Source organism: Methylobacterium sp. DB0501, from assembly GCF_011043735.1.
GTDB classification, from domain to species: domain Bacteria; phylum Pseudomonadota; class Alphaproteobacteria; order Rhizobiales; family Beijerinckiaceae; genus Methylobacterium; species Methylobacterium alsaeris.
Map to the genome: position 1 here is coordinate 99,893 of NZ_JAAKGV010000015.1, position 17,139 is coordinate 117,031.

Sequence of the window (17,139 nt, forward strand, 5' to 3'; positions counted from 1 at the left end):
TTGATGCCGACCACCCCGCCCAGCCTGCCGCCGATCGTCGTGTTCGATCTCGACGGCACCCTCGCGGAGACCGCGGGCGACCTCATCGGCACGCTCAACGTGATCCTGGAGCGGGAGGGCCTGCCGCCGGTGGCGCTGTCGCAGGCGCGGGAGCTGATCGGGGCGGGGGCCCGGGCGCTGATCCAGCGCGGCTTCTCGGCCGGCGGGCGCGAGCTGACGCCGGACCGGCTCGACGCATTGTTCCGGGTGTTCCTGGCCCATTACGGCCAGCACCTGTGCGATGTCTCGCACCTGTTCCCGGGCGTCGTGGAGTCCCTCGACCGGCTGGAGGCGGCGGGCTACCGGCTCGCGGTCTGCACCAACAAGCCGGAGGACCATTCGGTCCGTCTGCTGGAGCTGCTCGGGGTCAAGGCGCGGTTCGCGGCGATCTGCGGCCGCGACACCTTCCCGTACTTCAAGCCCGACCCGCGTCACCTCACCGAGACGATCGCGCAGGCCGGCGGCGACCCGGCCCGTTCGGTGATGGTGGGCGATTCCCGCACCGACGTCGCCACCGCCAAGGCCGCCGGCATCCCGGTGGTGGCGGTGCCGTTCGGCTATACCGACGTGCCGGTGGAGGAGCTGGAGCCGAACGTGGTGATCCAGCACTTCGATGCGCTGTACGAGGCGGTGCGGCGGCTCGATCGCGGGGCAGTGTGATACGCCCTCGGTGTCATCCCGGGGCCGCGCAGCGGTACCCGGGATGACACCGCGGACGTCGCACGCGTCGAGGAGCCGGGCCTGCGACCGATCTGCGAAAGATGAGAACAGCGAGTGGAAGGAATGGTGGGCGCGACAGGGATTGAACCTGTGACCCTTCGCGTGTGAAGCGAATGCTCTCCCGCTGAGCTACGCGCCCGATGGTCGGCCCCGTGCGGGGTGATGCGAGGCGATGGACGCCGCCGCATCGCGGGCCGAACCGGTGTGACGATCGAACCGAACAACGACGGGACGTCGGCCGGTCGATCCATCGATGGCAACAAGGTGGTGGGCGCGACAGGGATTGAACCTGTGACCCTTCGCGTGTGAAGCGAATGCTCTCCCGCTGAGCTACGCGCCCTGTCAGCCGGCTTCTAGGCGGGGCGACGCGGCGCGTCAAGGCGCTTCGTCGCCCCGCGAAAGGCCCGGTTACTGGGCCGGCACCGCCGCGACCAGGTCGGTCGGCACGAAGCGGCCGTCCTCGCGGCGGGTCATGTCGATGCGCCGGTCGTGGAAGGCGGTGAGCGTCGAGCGGTGGCCGATCGAGACCAGGGTGGTGTCGGGCAGTTCCTGGCGCAGCATGCGGTAGAGCGCGGCCTCGGTCGGCTCGTCGAGGGCCGCGGTGGCCTCGTCGAGGAAGAGCCAGTCGGGCCTTGTCAGCAGCGCCCGGGCGATGGCGAGGCGCTGCTGCTCGCCGAGCGACAGGGCCTGTGCCCAGGGCGCCTCCTCGTCGAGGCGGCCGGCCAGGTGCGGCAGCCGCGCCGCCTCGAGGGCCTTGCGGATCGCCGCGTCGTCGTAGTGGCCGGCCGACTCCGGGTAGGTGACGGCGGCGCGCAAGGAGCCGATCGGCAGGTAGGGCCGTTGCGGCAGGAGCAGCAGGCGGGCGCCCTCCGGCGTCGCGACCGAGCCCTCGCCGAACGGCCAGATCCCCGCGATGGCGCGAAACAGCGTCGACTTGCCCGAGCCCGACGGGCCGGTGAGCAGCGTCGTCTCGCCCGGCCGGAAGGAGAGGGCAGGGGCCTCGGCGATGCGCCGCCCGTCCGGCAGGTCGAGGGCGAGGCCCTTGAGGTGCAGGGACGTGCCGCTCGCCGGCAGCACCGCCAGCGGGCTTCCCGCCGCCATCGCGTCGGCGCGACCCATGGCGGCGTCGAAGGTGGTGAGCCGGTCGACCTGCGCCTTGTAGTCGGCCAGGGTCACGTAGAACGTGATGAAGAACGACATCGTGCCCTCGACCCGCGAGAACGCGCCGGCGGTCTGCGTCATCACCCCGAGCGGGATCTGGCCGGCGAAGTAGTAGGGCGCGACCAGGATGTAGGGGATCACCACGTTGACCTGCTGGTAGCTGACCGTGAAGGCGGCGAGCTTCTTGCGGCGGTCGACGATGGCGTAGAAGTTGGCGATCAGCGCGCCGAAGCGGTCGCGCAGCGAGGCCCGTTCGGCCCGGGCGCCGCCGAGCAGCGCCACCTGCTCGCCGTATTCGCGCAGGCGGGCCAGCGAGAAGCGGAAATCCGCCTCGCGGCGCTGCTGCTCGAAATTGAGCCCGACCAGCGCCCGGCCGATGCGGTGGGTGATCCAGGTGACGAGCGCGGAGTAGATCAGCGCGCCCCAGACCAGGAAGCCCGGCACGTGCCAGTCGGTGCCCGGCACCGTGAAGGCGGCCGAGATGTTCCACAGGATGACCGAGAACGAGATCAGGTTCGAGACCGCCGACAGGAAGCTGATGGTCAGCGACTGGGTGGTCTGGGTGAACTGGTCGATGTCGTCGGCGATGCGCTGGTCGGGGTTGTCGGCCTGGGCGCCGGAGAAGCCCATGCGGTAATGGGTGTTCTGCCCGAGCCAGCGGTCGACGTAGTGCCGGGTCATCCAGGCCCGCCAGCGGATGCGCAGGAACGACTGGATCACGTACTGGATGATCGCGCTCGCCACGTAGACGGCGGCCCAGACGCAGAACACCGAGAACAGCAGCGACCAGAACGCCGCGGCGTCCTTCGCCTGGATGGCATTGAACCAGTCGCGGTTGAAGTACGACAGCCGCACGTTGATGGCGACCTGGGCGAACTCGATGCCGATCACCAGGGCCGCCATGGTGAGCGCGACCCAGCGCTCCTGCATCTGCACCGCCGGCAGCGGCCACAGCCGCACCGTCGTGACCTCGCGGGTGGTGTAGTAGGGATAGGCCAGGCGCCAGATCTGCAGGAGGGCCTGCTTCAAGCCGTGCATCGCGGTCTCCGGGCCGCCCGGCGGGCGGGCCTGTGGCGGGCCCGCCCTCGCGGCGAGCCGGTGATGAAGAGGGCGGTCCGGGCGCGGGCGTTGCCGGCCCGGCGACCACCCCGCCGAGAGTCGGCCCGTCGAGAGCCGGCCCATGGTGGACCAGTCCGCTGGTGGACCAGTCGCTTGGCAGGACCATGGCGCCATCGCGGTGGCAAGTTAAACAGTGTTCACCTGCGGCAGGACGGCGCGACCCCGGCCGCCCCGGCTCCCGCCGAACCGGATCTCGCAGACGTGACCGACGCGCGACCGACGCGCGCGCGATCGCGCGCCCCGGTGAGCCGTGTCATGCCCTGCCGCCGCCGCAATCGGCACGGATGCTCGCACGGGTTGAGCGGCCCGGGCCGCGTCAAGACCCGACGAGCGCGATCATCCCATGTCGTCCCTCTCGCTGTCTTCTCTCTCGATCCTCGACGTCGATGCGGTGCGCGCGGCGCCCGTCATCGACGATCCCTATCGTTACTGCCTGGGCCGGCAGGTGATCCGGCCCGAGGCGGTCGAGGATCTGGCGCGGGACTTCCCGTCGATCGACAAGCCGGGTTACCTCACGGTGGACGAAGTCCGGCTCGCCGGCCGCTTCAGGAACCTCATCGACGAGCTCGAGAGCGATGCCTTCTCGCAGGTCCTCTCCGAAAAATTCGGGATCGACCTCGTCGCCTGCCCGCGGCTCACCACGATCATGCGCCGCTCGCAGCCGAAATACGGCGCCATCCACACCGACGGCCCCTCGAAGGTGATGACGCTCCTCGTCTACATGAACGACGCCTGGGACGCGCCGGAGGCCGGGCGGCTGCGGGTGCTCTACGACGGCGAGCGGTTCGAGCCCTACGCGGTCGAGGTGCCGCCGACCATGGGGACGATGTTCGCCTTCCTGCGGGCCGACAATTCCTGGCACGGCCACCGGCCGTTCGACGGCGAGCGCCGGGTGGTGCAGGTCGCCTGGATGAAGGACGCCGCCGAACTGGCGCGCAAGCGCAAGCGCAACCGCACGGCGCAATTCCTGAAAGGCATCTTCGGCCGGTAGAGCCTTTTCCGACGAAGCGGATACCCGCTCGTCGCAGAAGCTGGCGCAACATCAAAAGCCGCGAGCGTTGACTGAAACGCGATCGGGCAGCGCTCTCGCGGTCCGAGGCGGACAGTGCCCGCCGGGTGACACCGGCGACGAGACATGCGCTCGAACCCCGAACCCAGGTCCACAACGGGGCGGGAGCGCCCTAAGACTTGACCACCGGCACCGGCCGGGGGACGCTGGGGGCATCATGAGGGCGTTTCACCGCGCGGGCCTGCTGATGGCCGGCCTGGTCGTGCTGGCCGGCGCGGCCTGCCTGGCCGGGACCGGTCACGCCGTCGCGCAGTCGGATCTCGAGATGCCCGCCGATCCGCCGGTGCTGTCGAAGCCCTACCGCTCCTCGATCCCGATCTTCCGCCGCCGGCCGCCGCCCGACGCGGTGCCGCCGGAACCCGGCCAGCCGGCGGGCAACTGGAGCGAGCCACCGGGCCGGGTCGGCGCCGGGCCGGACGGGGCCGTCCTGCGGGAGGCGCCGGATTCCGGCTTCGGCCCGGTGAAGCCGGCCCCCGCCCGCGACATCGCCCCCCCGAACCTCGCCCCTCACGACCTCTCCCCGGACGACGAGCCCGAGGAGCGTCCGGCCGCCCCGTCCCGGGCCGCCGCAGCGCCGCCCAAGCCGGAGATGCGGCGGGAGACGCGGGAAGAATCCCGTCAGGCGCCCCGGCCGCAGGCCCGGCCGGCCTTCCGCCCGGAGCCCCGGGAGGAGCGCGAGCCGCCCGCGCGGGAGGCCGAGGGCGACGCCGACGAGGCCGCACCGGCCTATGCCGGCGTGTGGGGACCGAGCGCGGCCGCCTGCGCCAGCCGCCGCTCGGCCCGCCGCGGCTTCCTGCCGGCGGTGATCCACCCGGGAAGCGCCCGGGCCGGCAAGACCCTGTGCCAGTTCCGGGACGTCCGGCGCGAGGGACGATCCTGGACCACGACCGCCTCCTGCCGCAGCTCCGGCCGCCGCTGGACCTCGCGGGTGCGCCTGACCGTGGCGGGCAACCGGCTGACCTGGGCGAGCGAGCGCGGCGCGGCGACCTATACCCGCTGCTCCGGCAACTGAGGCGGGCGCCGGATACGACCGGCGCGGCCCGTCCTGCAACCACCGGTCTTGACTTGCCGCGAAACTTGCCGCGAAGGCCGGTGGTGGAAAGGAGACCCGCCGTGAAGAGTGCCCCGATGGCCCCGTTCCGCCCGCCCGCCGCGTCGCCGCCGCGGACCCGCGCCCTCCCTCCGCGGCCGGGGATGCGCCCATGACCGGCCAGCGAGCGCCCGGAAAACATGTGCCCGGAAAACTCATGCCCGGAAAACTCGTGGCCGTCGCCAACATGAAGGGCGGCGTCGGCAAGACCACCAGCGTGGTGATGCTGGCCGACGCGCTCGCCGCCGGCGGGGCCTCGGTGCTGGTGATCGACCTCGATCCGCAGGCCAGCGCCTCGGTGTGCTTCGCCGGCGACGGCATCCTGGCCGAGATGATCACCGCCGGCCGCACCCTCGACTATTACCTCGGCCTGCGCATCGTCGACCGCGACAAGGCCGCCCTGCCGGACTTCATCCGCGACTACGTCTCCAGCACCACGCATCTCGGCGAGCCGCTGCCGATCTCGCTTCTGGCCTCCGGCCCGTCGCTGCGCGTCGTCGAGCGCGAGATCATCTACGCGCTCACCAAGCGCCAGTTCTCGATGCACGCCATCGAGGGCCACCTTTGGAAGCTGTTCCAGGAGGATTTCGCGCCGCTGCGCGAGCACTACGATTACGTCCTGTTCGACTGCGCCCCCGGCATCTCGCCGATGACCGAGGTGGCGATCCGGGCGAGCGACCTCGTGGTGGTCGCCTGCATCTCGGACTTTCTGTCCACCTACGGCCTGAAGGCGTTCTACGAGACGATCTGGGGCGTCGGCAGCGCCTCCGAGAGCATGCTGGCGCCGAAGAGGCCCCCGCACGTGCTGATCACCCGCTGGCAGAACACCAAGCAGCAGGCGACGACCTACGCCACCCTGCAGGCCAGTGCCGCCGCGGACGGGGCGCGGTTCCGGCTGTTCAAGACCCGGGTGCCGCAATCGGCGGCGCTGGCGAACGCGCTCACCCTCGAGTATCAAACCTTCGCCAACAAGTATCGCGACGCCACCCGCGACCTGATCGGCGAGGTGATCACGCCGGTGGTGGCCGAACTGAAGGAGGCCCTGGATGGCGCTTGAGATCGACGGCCTCGCGGTCCTGTGCGCGATCGCCGAGGCGCCGCAGGCCTTCCCGGCGATCCGCGGCGACGTCACCAAGGCCGCCCACGCCCTGGTGACGAAGCAGCTCAAGGCCAAGACCCTCGACCTGGCCGCCTTGCGGGCGGTGCGCGAGGCGCTCGGCCCCCAGCCTCTGGCGCTGATCGTCGACGGGCTGAAGGATGCCGAGGTCAAGGCGCTGGTCACCCGCCTCGACAAGCACCATCCGGACCTCAAGGACGGGCCGGCCGTCGCGCATCGCCGCCACCTGATGGCGCTTGCCGCCGCGCTCGACCCGGTGGCGGCCCCGGCGGCGAAGCCGAAGCCGGTCAAGGCGCCGAAGGCCAAGCCCGCCGCCAAGCCTGCCGCCAAGGCCGCGCCCAAATCCGCCCCGGAGCCCGCCGCCCCCGCCAAGGCGCGCCCGCCGGCCGGCAACGCGGCCCCCGCGGACGCCCTGGCTTCCGCCGCGATGGCGGCCCGGCCGCCGCGGCGCCCGCGTCAGCAGGAGTGAGGGCCGGAGGTCCCCCTGAGGGGGCTTCCCGCCATCGTCGACGGAGCCGACATCCTCCTCGTCATGCCGAGCCCGCGCAGCGCAGCCCGGCACGACCTGAAGGACCGTCGATCGGTCGTGCAGGACCTTTTGCAGTCTCAAGTGAAGAAACGAACATTCCGGAGGATCTCCCGATGGCGAAAGGTTCCGATCTGCTCGTGGCCGCCCTCGAGAACGAGGGCGTGGACCGGATCTTCGGCATCCCGGGTGAGGAGAACCTCGACGTCGTCGAGTCCCTGCGCTCCTCGAAGATCGAGCTGGTGCTGACACGCCATGAGCAGGCGGCGGCCTTCATGGCGGCGACGCATGGGCGGCTCACCGGGCGGCCGGGCGTCTGCATCTCGACGCTCGGGCCCGGCGCCCTCAACTTCACCACCGGCGCGGCCTACGCCCATCTCGGCGCGATGCCGATGCTGATGCTCACCGGCCAGAAGCCGATCATGAGCGCCCGCCAGGCCCGGTTCCAGATCGTCGACGTGATCGCGGCGATGCGTCCGCTCACCAAGATGACGCGCCAGATCGTCTCCGCGGCCTCGATCCCGACCATCGTGCGCGACGCCTTCCGGGTCGCCACCGAGGAGCGGCCGGGCCCGGTCCATCTCGAACTGCCCGAGGACATCGCGGCCGAGGAGGCCGACGTCGCCCTGGTGCCGTCGCACCCGATCGACCGGCCGGTGGCGAACCCGGCGGCGATCGAGCGCGCCGCCGCGATGATCCTCCAGGCCCGCCGCCCGCTGATCATGATCGGCGCCGCCGGCAACCGCCCGCGCCTGGTCGAGCCGCTGTCGGACTTCGTACGCCGCACCCGGATCCCGTTCTTCAACACCCAGATGGGCAAGGGCGCGGTCACCGGCGGCTCGAACCTCTACGTCGGCACCGCGGCCCTGTCGGAGCGCGACTACGTCCACGAGGCGATCGACAGCGCCGACCTCATCATCTCGGTCGGCCACGACACCGTCGAGAAGCCGCCCTTCCTGATGGGCCGGGTCGCGGGCGGGCCGCGGGTGATCCATATCGGCTACGTCTCGGCCAGCGTCGAGCAGGTATTCCATCCCGATGCCGAGGTGGTGGGCGACATCGGCGCCACCGTCACGGCGCTCGCCGACCGGCTCGGCGGCCGGCTCGATCCGGAGCCCGGGCTGCTGGAGATGCGCCAGCACATCCTCGCCCGCATCAACGACCGGGCCGAGGAGGACCGCTTCCCGGTGACGCCGCAGCGCCTGGTGCACGACGTCCGGGCGGTGATGCCGGAGGACGGGATCGTCTGCCTCGACAACGGCATGTACAAGATCTGGTTCGCCCGCAACTACCGCACCCACGTCGCCAACACGCTGCTCCTCGACAACGCGCTGGCCACGATGGGGGCGGGCCTGCCCTCGGCGATGATGGCCAAGCTCGTCCATCCGGGGCGCCGGGTGCTGGCGGTGTGCGGCGACGGCGGCTTCATGATGAACAGCCAGGAGCTCGAGACGGCGGTGCGCCTGAACCTCGATCTCGTGGTGCTGGTGCTCGACGACCGGGCCTACGGCATGATCCGCTGGAAGCAGGCGGTCGACCGCTTCCCCGATTACGGCATGACCTTCGGCAACCCGGATTTCGTGACCTATGCCGAATCCTACGGCGCCAAGGGCCACCGGGTGACCTCGGCCGAGGCGCTGGCGCCGACCCTGGAGGCCGCCTTCGCGGCCGGCGGCGTGCATCTCGTGGCGGTGCCGGTCGACTATTCCGAGAACACCCGTGTGCTGGTCGACGAGCTCGGCGGCCACGTCCCGCAGGTCGAGCCGGGCTAGGCCGTGGAGGTACCCGCGCCGGATCCGCACGGAGCCCGACCCTGGCGCCGGCGCGCGGCCGCCGCCCTGCTCGCCCTCGGCGCCGCCGGCATCGCCGGGACGGCACCCGTCCTGCTGCCCGCGGCGGGGCGGGCCTGGCACCTGCACGCGGCCGCCGACGATCCGGCGGCGCTCGCGCGTTTGCGCCTGCCGGCCGATGCCGAGCGGATCGGAGCGGGGCTCGACGCCGCGATCGAGGCCGGCGACGACGACCTGGCGCGGAGCTTCCTCGACCTCGCCGCCTCGCAGGGCGTGCCGGTCTCGCCCGAGCGCCGGGAGCGGGTCGAGGCGCTGGCGGCGAGCGCACCGCGCCGGGCGCTCGGGGATGCCGCCACCGGCTTCGTCAGCGGCGAGGGTGCGGGGCTCGCCGGCCTCGCCGGCGCGGTGGCGGGCGACCTCGTCGGCTACGGCGACCTGCGCGACCTGTGGCGCGAAGGCGGGCGGCTGTCCCGCGGCGAGGCCTACGATCCGCTGCTGCTCGGGCTCGCGGCCGCCGGGCTGGCGCTCACCGGCGCGACGATCGTGTCCCTCGGCAGCAGCGTGCCGGTCCATGCCGGCACCACGACCCTGAAGCTCGCCGCCCGCACCGGCAAGCTGTCGCGGCCGCTGGCCGCCCGGCTGACCCATAGCGCCGGCGCCGCACTGGACCGCGAGGCCCTGACCCTCGTCACCGCAGCGGCCGGCCGGCTCGACCTCGCCGCCCTGCGCCAGGGGGCGAAGGGGGTGCTGCGGCCCGGTGCCTTCCGGGAGATCCGCAGCGTCGGCGAGCAATCGGCCCGGATCCAGGCCCGGCTCGGCGCCCGCGGCACCCTGCAGGCCCTGTCGGTGGCGGAGACCACCGACGACCTGCGCCGGGTCGCGCGGTTGTCCGAGGGGATGGGCGGGCGCACACGGGCGGTGCTGGCGCTGCTCGGCCGCGGCGCCCTGGTGCTGGGCTCGGGCCTGCTCGCGATCCTCCAGGGGCTGTGGCTCGGCCTCGCCTGGTTCCTGGCCGCCGCCCTGTTCTGCCGCCGGGCCGGCACCGCCCTCGGCCGCCTGATCTGGTGCCGACGCGTGCGCTAGCGCACCTCCGCCCGAGCCCGGCACGGCCGCCCCGTCCGCCTCGTCGTGACTTGCCCGCGCGGCGGCGTCCGATACGTGAAGAAGCCGGCTTGGACGACGATGTCGGTGTCCTTCCGCTGCGTTCCTGCGCGGTGGACCGGGTGATCCGGATGACGTGTCGCACCGCTCATCCTGGGCATGACGCAGCGAGCCGCGGAGGCGGACGGATTAGGCTTCCCGTCGACCATCGGCACCGCAGTGCTACTCGACGGCCGGCCCCTCCCCGACTTTCGTCCCCCCTTCGAAAGGATGACGCCAATCCCGACCATAGGCCGCGAATGGATACCGGGCTCAAGCATCAACTCGCGAAACTATCAATCTTGATTGACTGAGCGCCTACCGCGAAGCACTGAGAAACAGTCTTGTGCCGCAGAGATTTTGGTACTTAAATGGATTCAAGCGGGTCGCAACCCGCTCGATCGCGGAGATCTGCCGGGGGGCGACGATGGACGCAAGCGCTGGGAATGTCGTCATTTGGAACGGACTGGGCCGGGGCGAGCCGGCACCGACCGGTGACCGGCGTCGGCGCAGCCGCCTGACCGGGACCACCGCGCCGTGACCGCCTGGCAACCGGCGGCAGCGGCCGCCCTCGACGCGCTCGCCCTGGCCGTGCTGGTGGTCGACCGGCAGGCGCGCATCCTCCACGCCAACCGCGAGGCGGCGGACCTCCTGGACCGGCCCGACGGGGCGCTGGTCGGCCATCATCCCGGCGGCGGCCTCGGCGCCCGGACCGGGGACGGGCGGTCGCGCCTCCATGCCCTGATCCAGGCCGCCTGCGACGGCAGGGCCGGCGAGGTCGGCGGCTTCCTGCAGCTCGAGGGCGGGGCCGCGGACGAGCCGGGCGTCTCGGTCTGCGTCTCGCCCCTCGTCGATCCCGAGGACGAGATCAAGGCCTCCGGACGGGCGCTGGTGGTGGCGCGCCTGCTGCGGACGCAAAGGATCGACGCGCAAGGGCGGATCGAGGTGCAGCTGCGCACCCTGTACGGCCTCACCCGGGCCGAGGCGCAGGTCGGCGGGGCGCTCGCCCGCGGCGGCTGCCTCGCCGAGATCGCGGCCGAGCTCGGCATCAGCGTCACCACGGCGCGCACCCACGTCGCCCGGATCTTCCTGAAGACCGGCACGAAGCAGCAGAGCCAGCTCGTGGCGCTCGTGGCGGCCGTGCAGCTGCCGGTGGCCTACGCCGCCGAGGCGGCCGCCGGTCAGGCCCTGAGATCGAGCCGGTAGGCGTAGGCGTCGCCGCGGAACAGACCCTCGACGTACTCGATCATCCGGTCGTCGCGGGCATAGGACCGGCGCTTGATCAGGAGGCAGGGGAGGGGCTGCGTGAAGCCGAACACCGCGCATTCGGCCTCGTCCGGGGTCGCCGCCTCGATGGTCTGGCGGCAGCGCACCAGGGCGGCGCCGTGAGCCCCCAGGAACGCGTAGACCGAGCCGCCGAGGTCGCCCTCGGCGAGCGCCGGCACCGCCGTCAGATCGTACCATGCCACCTCGCGCGACAGCGGCATGCCGTCGCCGCAGCGGATGCGCACGAGCTTCAGGAACGGCGCCGTCGAGGGCAGCCCGAACAGCGAGGCGATCGAGCGGTCCTGCACCACCCGCCGCTCGACGATCCGCGTCGAGGGCACGCGGCCGAGTTCCTGCATCTCCTCGGTGAAGCCCTTGAGCCGGTCCATGCCCGGGCTGAGCCGGGTGCGCCCGGCAGCCACGATGAAGCCGTGCCGGCCATGGGCCGTGAGGTAGTGCTGCCGGCGCAGGGAATCGTAGCAGCGCTGCACCGTGGTGCGGCTGACGCCGAGCGCCTCGGCGAAGGGCCGCTCGGCCGGCAGCGTCGTGCCGCCCGCCACCGTCCCCTCCTCGATCAGCGCCCGCAGCTGCTCCTCCAGCTGCTGGTAGAGCGGCTTCGCGGTGTCGTGGCGCAGCCGCACGAGGCTCACGAGGGCGGGCTGTCCCGGGCCGGGCCCGGACGGGTGTTCGGGCATCGGCGGGTCAGCCGGAGCGACCGTCGCGCGCCGGCGCGGCGGAACGGAGAGAGGGCGGGGAAGGCGGGGCGGGGATCGGCGTGAGCATCGACACGGGCATCGGCATGGCGGCCAATCCGGCTCTCTTCGTCCTCGGAAGCTTCGTGGCAGCCTGTTCTGCCACGGTTGCAAGCCTGCCGCGAGCCGGCGAATCACTCAGGGCACAAGCTTTCCTGATCGAGCCGGGCGGCAAGGGGCTGAACCTCGCGGTCGGCGCCCGCCGTCTCGGCGCCGCGGTCGACGGATTGTTCGCGATCGGCGACGACGCGCTGTCGGCCCTCGCCGAGCCGGCCCTCGTCCGGGCCGGCTTGGACCCCGCGATGCTGCGCCGCTTTCCCGGCCCGACCGGGGCCGGCATCGGCTTCACCGACGCGGCGGGCGAGAACTGCCTTGCCGTGTATCCGGGCGCGAATGCCCGGCTCGGGCCTGCCGCGGTGCGGGAGGCGGCGGAGGCCATCGGCGGTGCGGCCCTGGCCCTGGCGCAGTTCGAGGCCGGCGATGCGGCGGTGACGGAGACCTTCCGGATCGCGCGGGACGCCGGCACCCGCACCCTGCTCAACCCGTCGCCGTTCCGGATGCCGACACCGGAGATGCTGCGCAAGACCGGGATCCTGGTGGTCAACGCGGTCGAGGCCGCGTCCTTCGCAGGCGCCCTCGGGCTTCCCGTCCCGGAGGCGGCACCCGAGGCCATCGCGACCTTCGCCCGGGCGCTGCACGCGAGCGGGCCGGACCTCGTCGTGGTCACCCTCGGGACGGACGGGGCGGTGGCCGTCCCGGCCGGCGGCCCGGCCCTGGCGCAGCCGGCGTTTCCGGTCGCGGCGGTCGACACGATGGGAGCCGGCGACGCCTTCACGGCCGGCCTGGCGGTCGGCCTCGCCGAGAGGCGTCCGCTGGCGGAGGCCTTGCGGATCGCCGCGGCCTGCGGTGCCTGCGTGGTCAGGGAGAAGGGGGTGTTCGACGCCCTGCCGGATCGGGCCGCCCTGGCGGCGATGCTCGGCGGACCTGCGTGACGCTTATCCGAACAGGGTCGTGAGCAGGGAACCCGCCACCGCGACCGTCGCCAGGATGAGGATGAACCGGATGTCGTCGAATCGCTGCCTGATCATGGCCGGGCCTCCCCGCTTGCTATGACGAGTGAACGTCTAAGCCCTCACACGAAGCGGGGCTGTGCGCCTCCACACGGCAGCGCGGCGCATCCAAACCACCGGACGATTGCACGATGATTGCGTCGAGCGGCGAAAACCGGCCGGGGCTGCGTCTCGCGGAAGACGATCCGGCTCCATCGCGCGGCAGGCGGAGGAGGACCGCCTCCGAAGAAGGGGCGGAACGGGATACGATTCCCACGGCTCCGGACCGGCTTGGCCGTTGACAGAACCGTTTGCACCTAAGAAAAAGGCCACACGCGAGGTGTGGCCCAAGTCTAGGGAGGAAACGCCCAAAGAGGGCAGCAACGCCGCGACGCCATCGCCGCGTTGCCACTCCAGAGTTAAGCCCTGCCGGCCGCGCTGGCAAGGGCCGTCTCGTGTTTCGTGGCATCCGGGACGCAGGTGATGCGCCGATGCAACTCTCGATAGACGCGGGACCCGCTGCCGTCCTGCCGCGTTCCGCTCTCGCGAAGCGAGAGCCGAGAGGAGGCCGCCGCGATGATGCCGACCGAGCCCGCCACGCGGCGCATCCCCGTCCGCGGCCTGACCCTCAACATCGCCGAATCCGGCCCGGCGGACGGGCCGCTCACCGTGCTGCTGCACGGCTTTCCCGAGACGTGGTGGAGCTGGCGCCGCCAGATCGGCCCGCTCGGGGCGGCGGGCTTGCGGGTGGTGGCGCCGGACCAGCGCGGCTACGGCCAGTCGAGCCGGCCCGAGGGGATCGCGGCCTACCACCTCGACCGCCTCGCCGAGGACGTGATCGGCCTCGCCGACGCCCTCGGGCAGGATCGGGTCCGCCTCGCCGGCCACGATTGGGGCGGCCTCGTCGCCTGGTGGGTGGCCGCCCGATACCCCGACCGGGTCGAACGGCTGGCGATCCTCAACGCGCCGCATCCGGACGTCTTCGGCGCCTATGCCCGCCGGCACCCGAGCCAGGCCCTGAGGAGCTTCTATGTCGGGCTCTTCCAGATCCCCGGCCTGCCCGAGGCGCTGCTGCGGGCCGGCGACTGCGCTGGCTTACGCCGCGCCCTGACCTCGTCGAGTCGGCCCGGCGCCTTCACTCCCCACGACCTCGACCTCTACGCCGCCGCCTGGCGCCGGCCCGGCGCGATCACCGCGATGCTGAACTGGTACCGCGCCCTGCGCCTGAAGCGCGATCCGGCGCCGGGGCCGATCCGGCCGCCGGTCCTGGTGCTGTGGGGCGAGCGGGACACGGCGCTCGAACGCGGCCTCGCCGCCGAGAGCCTGCAGCTCTGCGCCGAGGGCGCGGTGCGGTACTTCCCGCAAGCCACCCACTGGCTCCAGCACGAGGAACCGCAGGAGATCAACGCGGCCCTGATCGGGTTCCTGGCCGCGTCGTCACCCGGGACTCAGGCCTGATCGCCGAACAGCAGCCGCTTCGTCGCCGCCGTCACGTCCTCCTGCCGCATCAGGCTCTCGCCGACGAGGAGGGTGCGGATGCCGGCCTTCCCCAGAACCTGCGCGTCGGCGTGACTGCCGATGCCGCTCTCCCCGACCAGGATCCGGTCCTTGGGCACCAGCGGGCTCAGGCGCACGGCATTGTCGAGGGAGACCTGGAAGGTGCGCAGGTCGCGGTTGTTGACGCCGATCAGCCGCGTGCCGAGGGGGAGGGCGCGGGCCAGCTCGGACTCGTCGTGGACCTCGACCAGCACGTCCATGCCGAGGTCGTGGGCGGTCTCGACCAGGGCCGCCGCCTCCTCGTCGTCGAGGCTCGCCATGATGACCAGGATGCAGTCGGCGCCCCAGGCCCGGGCCTCGACCACTTGGTAGGGCTCGAACAGGAAGTCCTTGCGCAGGACCGGCAGGGAACAGGCGGCGCGGGCCGCCGTCAGGTAGTCGGGCTTGCCCTTGAAGGACGGCTCGTCGGTGAGCACGGACAGGCAGGTGGCGCCGCCCGCCTCGTAGGCTCGGGCGAGCGCCGGCGGGTCGAAATCCTCGCGGATGAGGCCGCGGGACGGCGAGGCCTTCTTGATCTCGGCGATCAGGGCGAAGCGATCCTGGGCGACATGCGCGGCGATGGCGTCGGCGAAGCCGCGCGGCGGGTCGGCCTTGGCCGCACGCTTCTCGAGTTCGGCGAGCGGCATCCGCAGCTTCGCCGCCGCGATCTCGCGCCGCTTGTAGGCCTCGATATGGGCGAGCACGTCGGCCGGGCGCGGCCGGGCCTCGTCCTGGTGGGACGTGGAATCGGTATCGGACAAGGCCGTGTCCTCCCCTCGGGAGAGTGTCGGGGGTATCGAGTTCGGGGGACGCCGTCGATTACGCGCTGGAAACGACCGTCAGGCGCTCCAGGACCGCCCTGGCCGCGCCGGTGTCGATCGCCTGGGCGGCGCGCGCGACGCCGTCCTGCAAGCTGTCAACGCGCCCGGCGACCATCAGGGCCGCTGCGGCATTGAGGACGCCGATGTCGCGGTAGGGCGTGCGGGCGCCGTCGAGCACGTCCCGCAGGGCCCCGGCATTGTGGGCCGGATCGCCGCCGCGCAACTCGTCCGGCTGGGCGAGACGCAGGCCCAGCTCGCGCGGATCGATGGTGAAGCGGCGGATCGCCCCGTCCTCGAGCGCCACCACGGCGGTCGGGCCGGTGGTGGTGATCTCGTCGAGCCCGTCGGAGCCGTGCACGGTCCAGACCCGGCGGCTCCCGAGCTCGGCGAGCACCCGGGTCATCGGCTCGGCGAGGGACGGGGCGTAGACGCCGAGGAGCTGGGCCGGGACGCCGGCCGGGTTGCAGAGCGGCCCGAGCACGTTGAAGAGCGTCCGGGTGCCGATCTCGACCCGCACGGGTGCGACGTGGCGCATCGAGGCGTGGTGCGCCTGGGCGAACATGAAGCACAGGCCCGCCTCGGTGAGGCAGCGGGCCAGATGGTCCGGCGTCAGGCCGATGCCGACGCCGAGGGCCGAGAGCACGTCGGCGGCGCCGGAGCGCGACGAGGCGGCGCGGTTGCCGTGCTTGGCCACCGGCACGCCGCAGGCGGCGGTGACGATCGCGGCGAGCGTGGAGACGTTGTAGCTGCCCGAATGGTCGCCGCCGGTGCCGACGATGTCGATCGCGCCCTCGGGCGCCACGACGCGGGTCATGCGCTCGCGGAGCGCCGCGGCGGCGCCCGTGATCTCGTCCAGAGCCTCGCCGCGGACGTGCAGGGCCATCAGGAAGGCGCCGGCCTGGGCGTGCGTCACCTCGCCGGAGAGGAGGTGGTCGAAGGCGCGGCGCGCCTCCTCGCGCGTCAGCGCGGCGCCCGTGGCGACCTTCGCCAGGTAGGGCTTGAACGAGTCCATGACGGTAACGGGCCTGATCTCAGCGCGGGTGTCGGGCTGTTTCCGTCAATGCACATCTCGGCCGCGCTTGTCACCCCGGGCCTTCACATTCCGGGCCTCGGCATTCCACGCCGCGGCGAGGTCGAGGAAATTGCGCACCATGGTCTGCCCGTGCTGCGACAGGATGCTCTCGGGGTGGAACTGCACCCCGTGCACCGGCCGCTCGGCGTGTTCCAGCGCCATGATGAGGCCGTCTGCCTCCGCCGTCACGACGAGGTCCTGCGGGCAGCTCGTCCGCTCGACGATCAGCGAATGGTAGCGCGTCGCGGAAAACGGCCCGTTGATGCCGCGAAACAGCCCGGTCGCCCGGTGCCGCACCTGCGAGACCTTGCCGTGCATGGGCGCCGGCGCCCGCACCACCTCGCCGCCGAAGGCCTGGCCGATCGCCTGGAGGCCGAGGCAGACGCCGAGCATCGGGATCTCGGTGCTCAACTCCCGCACCACGTCGAGGCACACCCCGGCCTCGCTCGGCGTGCAGGGTCCCGGCGACAGCACCAGGGCGTCCGGCGCGCGGCGGCGGATCTCCGCGACGGTGATCGCGTCGTTGCGCACCACCTCGATCGACCCGGCGAGCGGGCCGATCAGGTGGACGAGATTCCAGGTGAAGGAATCGTAGTTGTCGATGACCAGGATGTCGGACATGGGCGCCTCTTGCGGGCGCGGTGTGGGGCTTGGGGCGGCGGGAGGTCAAGGGGGCGGGGCGCTGTGCAGAGGCGGGACGGCCGCCGCTGCGGGCTTCGTTCCGACCTCGTCCGGGGAGTCGCAGCCTTTCCTCCCCATCCACGACCTCATCCTGATGTCGCCGGCGGGATCGGCGGAGGAACGGTGCCCGCGCCCCAGAAAAAACCCGCCCCTCCCTTACGGGACAGGCGGGTGTGAAGTCGAGGGTCCGT

15 protein-coding genes and 2 tRNA genes are annotated in these 17,139 nt (G+C 72.3%); 10 read left to right on the top strand and 7 right to left on the bottom strand.

Annotation, left to right across the window (positions count from 1 at the left end; genetic code table 11):
* Positions 1 to 3: 3 nt before the first annotated feature.
* Positions 4 to 699, top strand: a complete 696-nt coding sequence (gene gph / locus G4G93_RS21520; RefSeq protein ID WP_165087025.1) for a phosphoglycolate phosphatase — start codon at positions 4 to 6, stop codon at positions 697 to 699.
* A 124-nt stretch (positions 700 to 823) separates the two neighbouring features.
* Here the strand turns inward: gph and G4G93_RS21525 are convergent.
* The 3 genes from G4G93_RS21525 to G4G93_RS21535 form a co-directional block, all read right to left on the bottom strand.
* Positions 824 to 898, bottom strand: a tRNA-Val gene (locus tag G4G93_RS21525).
* 126 nt (positions 899 to 1,024) lie between these two features.
* Positions 1,025 to 1,099, bottom strand: a tRNA-Val gene (locus G4G93_RS21530).
* Positions 1,100 to 1,167: 68 nt separating this feature from the next.
* A complete protein-coding gene (locus G4G93_RS21535) occupies positions 1,168 to 2,958 on the bottom strand; it encodes an ABC transporter ATP-binding protein/permease (RefSeq protein WP_165087027.1) in 1,791 nt (596 codons plus the stop codon).
* Positions 2,959 to 3,397: 439 nt separating this feature from the next.
* Here G4G93_RS21535 and G4G93_RS21540 point away from each other — a divergent pair, with 439 nt between their 5' ends.
* The 7 genes from G4G93_RS21540 (at position 3,398) to G4G93_RS36610 (ending at position 10,977) form a co-directional block, all read left to right on the top strand.
* Positions 3,398 to 4,030 carry a 2OG-Fe(II) oxygenase gene (locus tag G4G93_RS21540; RefSeq protein WP_165087187.1) on the top strand — a complete coding sequence of 211 codons (633 nt, stop codon included), beginning with the start codon at positions 3,398 to 3,400 and terminating at the stop codon, positions 4,028 to 4,030.
* A 235-nt stretch (positions 4,031 to 4,265) separates the two neighbouring features.
* Entirely contained in the window at positions 4,266 to 5,120 is an 855-nt protein-coding gene (locus G4G93_RS21545) for a hypothetical protein (RefSeq protein ID WP_165087029.1), read from the top strand.
* 235 nt (positions 5,121 to 5,355) lie between these two features.
* Positions 5,356 to 6,255 carry a ParA family protein gene (locus G4G93_RS21550; protein WP_165087031.1) on the top strand — a complete coding sequence of 300 codons (900 nt, stop codon included), beginning with the start codon at positions 5,356 to 5,358 and terminating at the stop codon, positions 6,253 to 6,255.
* Positions 6,245 to 6,784 carry a hypothetical protein gene (locus tag G4G93_RS21555; protein ID WP_165087033.1) on the top strand — a complete coding sequence of 180 codons (540 nt, stop codon included), beginning with the start codon at positions 6,245 to 6,247 and terminating at the stop codon, positions 6,782 to 6,784. The genes G4G93_RS21550 and G4G93_RS21555 overlap by 11 nt, the downstream gene beginning before the upstream one ends.
* A 173-nt stretch (positions 6,785 to 6,957) precedes the next feature.
* A complete protein-coding gene (locus tag G4G93_RS21560) occupies positions 6,958 to 8,613 on the top strand; it encodes an acetolactate synthase large subunit (RefSeq protein WP_165087034.1) in 1,656 nt (551 codons plus the stop codon).
* A gap of 3 nt (positions 8,614 to 8,616) precedes the next feature.
* On the top strand, positions 8,617 to 9,714 hold the full coding sequence (locus tag G4G93_RS21565) for a hypothetical protein (RefSeq protein WP_165087036.1): 1,098 nt from the start codon (positions 8,617 to 8,619) through the stop codon (positions 9,712 to 9,714).
* Between the two features lie 594 nt (positions 9,715 to 10,308).
* Positions 10,309 to 10,977, top strand: coding sequence for a helix-turn-helix transcriptional regulator (locus tag G4G93_RS36610; RefSeq protein WP_165087038.1), 669 nt, complete (start codon positions 10,309 to 10,311; stop codon positions 10,975 to 10,977).
* Here G4G93_RS36610 and G4G93_RS21575 read toward each other — a convergent pair.
* Positions 10,953 to 11,732, bottom strand: coding sequence for a GntR family transcriptional regulator (locus tag G4G93_RS21575; protein WP_165087040.1), 780 nt, complete (start codon positions 11,730 to 11,732; stop codon positions 10,953 to 10,955). The two genes, G4G93_RS36610 and G4G93_RS21575, sit on opposite strands and share 25 nt — an antisense overlap.
* A gap of 80 nt (positions 11,733 to 11,812) precedes the next feature.
* Between G4G93_RS21575 and G4G93_RS21580 the strand changes: the two genes are divergently transcribed.
* On the top strand, positions 11,813 to 12,781 hold the full coding sequence (locus G4G93_RS21580; RefSeq protein WP_312892183.1) for a PfkB family carbohydrate kinase: 969 nt from the start codon (positions 11,813 to 11,815) through the stop codon (positions 12,779 to 12,781).
* A gap of 633 nt (positions 12,782 to 13,414) precedes the next feature.
* The gene (locus tag G4G93_RS21585; protein WP_395412964.1) at positions 13,415 to 14,296 is read left to right on the top strand and encodes an alpha/beta fold hydrolase; all 882 of its coding nucleotides are present in this window, start codon (positions 13,415 to 13,417) and stop codon (positions 14,294 to 14,296) included.
* Here the strand turns inward: G4G93_RS21585 and trpC are convergent.
* Genes trpC through G4G93_RS21600 form a run of 3 tightly spaced genes read right to left on the bottom strand, consistent with a single transcriptional unit; the run spans position 14,287 to position 16,888 of the window.
* On the bottom strand, positions 14,287 to 15,135 hold the full coding sequence (gene trpC / locus G4G93_RS21590; protein WP_165087041.1) for an indole-3-glycerol phosphate synthase TrpC: 849 nt from the start codon (positions 15,133 to 15,135) through the stop codon (positions 14,287 to 14,289). The two genes, G4G93_RS21585 and trpC, sit on opposite strands and share 10 nt — an antisense overlap.
* Before the next feature lie 58 nt (positions 15,136 to 15,193).
* Positions 15,194 to 16,207, bottom strand: a complete 1,014-nt coding sequence (gene trpD, locus G4G93_RS21595) for an anthranilate phosphoribosyltransferase (RefSeq protein WP_165087043.1) — start codon at positions 16,205 to 16,207, stop codon at positions 15,194 to 15,196.
* 45 nt (positions 16,208 to 16,252) lie between these two features.
* Positions 16,253 to 16,888, bottom strand: a complete 636-nt coding sequence (locus G4G93_RS21600) for an anthranilate synthase component II (RefSeq protein WP_165087044.1) — start codon at positions 16,886 to 16,888, stop codon at positions 16,253 to 16,255.
* Positions 16,889 to 17,139: the final 251 nt, after the last annotated feature.